Raw genomic sequence first — 3,280 nt, 5'->3', positions numbered from 1 at the left:
TTAGCAGAATGCTTGCAAAATTTGAATCTTTGGGTGGAAAACTACATTTAGGTGTTAATATTGAAAAAATAAATATTGCAGATAAGCAGATTGTTAGTATTATTGGTAATAATGGAAAGGTTATCAATGCAGATAACTATATTTGGTGTGCAGATCCGCATTCTCTTTTCTATGATTTAATTGATGAAGGATATTTGGAAAAAAATCTTAGGTACATGTATGAGAATCCGGATGGTTATGTTTCTAATACAGGTTATCAGGTTGCATTTGGAATAGTTACTGAAGCGGATTTGAAATTACCTGAAGGAAGCATTATTTTTCCTTGTGACGAATATGATGTTGCAGGAGAAACACACAATTTTTGTGGAATGCGTGTTTATAATTATGATGAAACACTATTTCCTATGGGAAAGAGAGTTATTCAGTGTAATGTTTTACAAAATGCTGAAAATTATGATTACTGGTTTGGTTTAAAAGATAATAAAGAGAAATATAATCAAGAAAAACAGAGAATTGCAGAAGAATTGAGATTAAGGGTTGAAAAAAAGTTCCCTCAGCTTAAAGGGAAACTTATCGTACTTGGAACATATTCTCCAGTTACATTTACAACTTGGTGTAATGCATATAAAGGGGGTTACATGAGTTTTAATCCACAGAAAGGATATAAAAACAAGTATGTTAAGAGCACTATTAAAGGTTTAAATAATTTGTATCTAGCAAGTCAATGGATTCAAACTAGTGGAGGACTTCCTATTGCTGCTGCAAGTGGAAAGTTTGCTATAGATATTATGAAATCTAGTAGATAAAGCTCAGTTTGTCGACGTAATACCTTTTAACGATAACCTTATGTTATCGTTGAAAGGTATGTGGATATGTTCACGCATACGAACGCAACTACTTGACATACTTGGTGTTCACTCAATCCATGTGGAAGCAGTGATACTGCCCATGCGATAGCTGTCGTAGAGTGAGGAGATTACGACGAAATGATATGGTAACAGCGAACCGCTGAGTGTGTAGCTTTGCTAGTGAAAGCCTAGAAAGCTTGGTATGAATCAATAATGAAAAGCCTTGATTGTAAGGCTTTTGTGTGTTTTTGTGATAGAATATAGGTAGTTATAATCGACAGCAACTAAGAAGCAGTAAAAATGTTATTCATAAAATAATCAAGATAAGGGTGATAAAATGACAGAAATTGACAAAAAGAATTTAAAAAATTATCTTTATTGTACATTTGGAATTACTTATATAGCTTGGGGACTTCTTGCCATCTTTACTCAATCTCATATTTTGGGATTAGAAACATTTACAGGGAGAATATTACATATAGTAGGTGCACTTGGTCCAGCTATTGCAAGTGGCTTTTATTTGAAAAGTAATAATATAAAATTTAAACATTTTGTATTTAATAAAAGAAAAAATAGTAGTATTTATTTCATTATTCATTTGTTAGCAATCTTGATACTATTTTCTGTATCTTCCTTAGAATTGAATGGAGTATCAATTTATCTAATGCCATTATTCTTTATACAACTAATTTTTTTTGGTGGTGGACATGAAGAATTAGGATGGAGAGGTATACTACAACCCTTACTTGATAAAAAATATACTTATTGGCAATCTAATTTGATTGTAGGTTCAATCTGGGGAATTTGGCATCTGCCTTTATGGTTTATAGTTGGAGAAAGTCATCAAGGATTTCCTTTTGTTTTATTTTTTATATATACATTATTTTTAAGTTTTGTTTTAGGACTTCTTTACCGTCAAACGAAATCTGTGGGATACTGTATATTATTTCATGCGTTCGCAAATTTGTTAAATCTCTATTTTGTGTTAAAAATTAATGTTATTTTTAGTATCATTTTTATTGGTTATTTAATTTATACTATATTGGCGAGTAATAGAATTAGTAAGGAAACAACATTTTAAAATTTAGATCAGGATATCTATTATAATTTAAAGTGGAGTGATGAATGTAGTTTCTTTTGGAACTGGCGAAAATCTTTCTGTTCTACAGTATCATTTTAAAATGATTTTCATTGCATTTTGTTTATTAGTTTAAAAGAAAAATATTATCACATGTTGAGGCAGTTACTCTTTTAGTTAAGTCGGGTACTTACACAAACTAAAAGATGGTACTGCCCATACAAAGCCTACCCAAGAGAACGAGTGAATCGAATTTCGATTGGCTACGTGCTTACTGCTGACTGAGGGTGTATCAAAACCACAATGACACTCAAGATTTAAATAAAATGTAGAAAACTAAGGCTTATTCTATGGCTAGAACAATAAAAAATTAAAGGGTGAAGTGAAGCATGTGAATGCATTGCATATAAAGAAAATAATGAAGAACCCTTAGCCACTGCACTTGATCATGAACTTATCGCGAAGTTTGCTAAAGGGTTTATGGAATTATATAATGAGATTTATTTTTAAACAAAGACAAATTGAAATTTATCTAGGAGGAGAAGCTTCATGAAAGAATATATTGCGAGTTTAGAAAAAGAATTTTCTTTGATAGAAAATGGCTTCAAAGAGGAAGAAAAAAGGGCCTTTGCCGATTACAAATCTAATGATAATGAGCATAGTAAAAAAATGGCATTTTTAGCTTATAAATCCAATGTATATCAAGTTAGAATGTACGGTGTATTTCTTTTTGGATACTTATCAGAACAAGATGATATTTTAGCATTTATGCGAGATGAAGTTTCCAAAGATGATAATTGGAGAGTTCAGGAAGTATTGGCAAAGGCATTTGATGAATTTTGCAAGAAAATAGGATATGAAAAAGCACTTCCAGTAATTGATGAATGGTTAAAAAATAATAATCCTAATACAAGGAGAGCAGTAACAGAAGGATTAAGAATATGGACAAGCAGACCATATTTTAAAGAAAATCCAAACGAAGCTATCAGACGAATTGCAGCATTAAAAGATGATTCCAGTGAATATGTTAGAAAATCAGTTGGCAATTCTTTGAGGGATATTAGCAAAAAATTTCCAGAGTTAATTAAAGAAGAACTTGATGGTTGGGATATTAATAGTAAAGATATAAAACAAGTTTACAAGTTGGCAAGTAAATTGATTGTATGACAAATAAGAATTTATAGGAGGTAACGATGAACAAGATTACTTGTATTTGTTTAGGTGTGAAAGATATGGAAAGGTCAATAAAGTTTTATAGAGATGGTTTAGGATATAAGACTGATTGCAGAGATAATAATCCATCAGTATGCTTTTTTGATACTCCGGGAACAAAGTTTGAACTATTTCCTTTGGA

At 31.0% G+C, this 3,280-nt stretch carries 4 protein-coding genes; all 4 read left to right on the top strand.

All coding sequences use genetic code 11. The features are described from left to right. Nucleotides 1–806: phytoene desaturase family protein (locus tag ACW6OJ_RS07700; protein WP_456096233.1), on the top strand; the 806-nt coding region annotated here is incomplete at its 5' end. Between the two features lie 379 nt (nucleotides 807–1,185). Beyond that, nucleotides 1,186–1,929, top strand: a complete 744-nt coding sequence (locus ACW6OJ_RS07695; RefSeq protein ID WP_456096232.1) for a CPBP family intramembrane glutamic endopeptidase — start codon at nucleotides 1,186–1,188, stop codon at nucleotides 1,927–1,929. Between the two features lie 546 nt (nucleotides 1,930–2,475). Beyond that, on the top strand, nucleotides 2,476–3,093 hold the full coding sequence (locus ACW6OJ_RS07690; RefSeq protein WP_456096231.1) for a DNA alkylation repair protein: 618 nt from the start codon (nucleotides 2,476–2,478) through the stop codon (nucleotides 3,091–3,093). A 26-nt stretch (nucleotides 3,094–3,119) separates the two neighbouring features. Further along, nucleotides 3,120–3,280, top strand: a 161-nt coding sequence (locus ACW6OJ_RS07685; RefSeq protein ID WP_456096234.1) for a VOC family protein, incomplete at its 3' end; no start/stop codon positions are given.

It is taken from the genome of Peptostreptococcus sp., from assembly GCF_977045075.1.
Note: the sequence above shows the minus strand (reverse complement) of the source record. Positions and strands in the feature narration are given on the sequence as shown.

What these genes read in the sequence shown, in the direction of transcription:
- ACW6OJ_RS07695 (WP_456096232.1), top strand. Translation starts at nt 1,186, where the DNA reads ATGACAGAAATTGACAAAAAGAATTTAAAAAATTATCTTTATTGTACA.
- ACW6OJ_RS07690 (WP_456096231.1), top strand. Translation starts at nt 2,476, where the DNA reads ATGAAAGAATATATTGCGAGTTTAGAAAAAGAATTTTCTTTGATAGAA.